General features: G+C 72.7%; 2 protein-coding genes. Both read right to left on the minus strand.

Features of this window, described 5'->3' with window-relative positions:
- Positions 1-996 (minus strand): ABC transporter domain-containing protein (locus tag VSO01S_RS26270; RefSeq protein ID WP_506016911.1); only part of this gene is annotated, 996 nt, incomplete at its 3' end.
- The coding region (gene cydD / locus VSO01S_RS26275; RefSeq protein ID WP_068645689.1) for a thiol reductant ABC exporter subunit CydD at positions 983-2,399 on the minus strand (1,417 nt) is incomplete at its 5' end. The genes VSO01S_RS26270 and cydD, both read right to left, overlap by 14 nt.

A 2,399-nucleotide genomic window follows, 5' to 3' on the forward strand; every position in this document is an offset into this window, starting at 1 on the left:
CTGGGCGCGCAGCCGCGGCGCAATGCGGCGCACCGCAAGCAGGCTGCGCCCGAGCTCGACGGCGCCACGGCGCAGCGCTGAAAAGGGCTCCATGGCCGCCAGCGACACCAGCACCAGCATCGCCGCCACCGGCACGCCGATGCGGTCCTGCGCCACCAGCCAGGCCGCCGCCACCATGGCGGCAGCCAGCATCAGTGCACTCGCCGCATGCCATGCCAGCCCTGCGCGTGTTTCCAGGCGATGCAGTTCGGTCTCCGCATGCGCGAGGCGCGCGTCGGCATGGGCCACCGCTTCGCATTGCGCGGCCATGCGGCCGGCCATCAGCAGTTCTGCCTGCCCTGCGACCAGGTCGATCACGCGCTCGCGCAGCCGCTCCATCGCGAGGCCCCGGCGCATCGATGCACGGCGCGCCCTGGTGGCCGTCAGCATCGCGATGCCCGCACCGCACAGGAGCAGCCACAGCAGCGCGGCCATTCCCATCCATCCGCCTGCGAACGCGCCGAACAGCGCGCCGGCCAGCAAGGCGGCCCCCAGCGCCGCGATGGCGGGCACCATGACACGCAGGTACAGCGACTCCAGCGCATCGATGTCGCCCGTGAGGCGCAGCAGCAGCCGCGCCGGGCGGGCGCGCAGCCGGCGTGCCGCCTCGGGCCGAGCCCATCCGCGAAAGAGCTGCTCGCGCAGCCCGGCCGAGGCCGACAGCGTGGCGTCGTGCGTCAGCAGGCGTTCGCCATAGCGCGAAGCGGTGCGGCCGATGGCCAGCAGGCGGATGCCCGCCGAGGGCATGAACACGTCGAAAACAATGGCGGTGGCCGCCTGCAGACCGGCCAGCGCGGTGGCCGCAATGAACCAGCCCGACAGACCCAGCAAGGCCATGCCGGCCAGCACTGTGAGCGTGGCCAGTCCGGCGCCTAGCGCGAGTGTGCGCGGGTGCGCCCGCAAGTAGGGGCGCAGAACCGCAGCGAGTTCTCCGGCGTGCGGGCTAGGCGAGCGCATCTTCCGTCCTCGCCAGGCGTTGCATCGGCATCGGGCCGAGGTGGATGACGCGGTCCATTCGGGCGGCCAGTTCCGCATCGTGCGTGGCCACGATCAGCGTGCGGCCCCGCGCGATCGACATCAGCGCGTCGCCGACATGCCGGGCTGTTTCGCTGTCCAGGTGCGCCGTGGGTTCGTCCACCAGCAGCAGGTCGGCTTCCTGGGCGCGAACGGCCAGCCGGGCCAGCGCCAGTCGCAGCACTTCGCCGCCCGACAGGCCCATGCCGCCTTCGCCGAGCGTGGCGGCAGGATGCGCCTGGTCCACCCGCTCGAGGCCCGCCAGGCGGATCGCGGCGTGCACGCGCCCGCGCGTGGCGCGTGGATCGGCCAGCGCCACATTGGCCTGCACCGTTCCGGCAAACACATGCGGCTTCTGGCCCATCCAGGCCATGCGTGCACGCAACTGCCCGGCACTGCCGTTGTCCAGTGCGACGCCGCCAATCTCAATCACGCCGCCACGCAAGGGCAGCAGGCCGGCCATGACCGCGAGCAGGCTGGACTTGCCGCACCCGCTGGGCCCGAACAGGGCCACATGCTCGCCGGGCGCAACCGACAGCGAGAAGCCCGACAGCACCGCTGCCTCGCCGCGATGAGACAGGTCCAAGTCGCGCACGACAACGGCCGGTGGCTTGCCCCTCACGGATTGCACTGGCGCCCGCGGGTCCGCGCCGCCGGGCAGCGGCTCGGCGCCTTGCGCCATCTGGCCGATGGCGTCCAGCGCGGCCTCGCCCGCGGCCCTGTCGTGCCATGCCGCCGACAACTCGCGCAGCGGCTCGAAGAAGGCCGGTGCCAGCAGCAGGATGAACAGGCCCTCGCCCAGGCTCAGCCGCCCACGCCAGGCGCCGAATTCGAGCTGGCCCAGCAGATGGAAACCCACGTACACCGCCACCATGGCCACGCCCAGCGCGGCAAACAACTCCAGCACGGCCGACGACAGGAAGGCGATGCGAAGCACCGCCATGGTCCGCACCTGCAGGTTGCGCGCGGTGGCGCGAAGGCGCAGCGCCGTCGCCTCGACCGCACCCAGCGCGCGCAGGCTCGCGAGGCCGCGCAGGCGGTCGAGCAGGAAGGCATTCATGCTGCCCTGCTCCAGCATCTGCGCCTCGCTCGCGGCCCTGGCGCGCCACCCGACGATGGCCATGAACAGCGGAATCAGCGGCGCCGCCAGGGCCAGCACCAGGGCCGCCACCCAGGACAGCCAGGCAACGCAGGCCAGGATCGCCAGCGGCACGAGTTGCACGCGCCAACGCGCCGGCTGGTAACGCGTCAGGTAGGGAAGCAAGGCGTCCGCCTGTTCGGCCAGCACGCTGGCGGCCGCACCCGAGGCCGGCCGCGCCCGGTCCAGCGGCGATCGTGCCGCCAGG

The organism is Variovorax soli NBRC 106424, from assembly GCF_001591385.1.
In the GTDB taxonomy this organism is placed as follows: domain Bacteria; phylum Pseudomonadota; class Gammaproteobacteria; order Burkholderiales; family Burkholderiaceae_C; genus Variovorax; species Variovorax soli.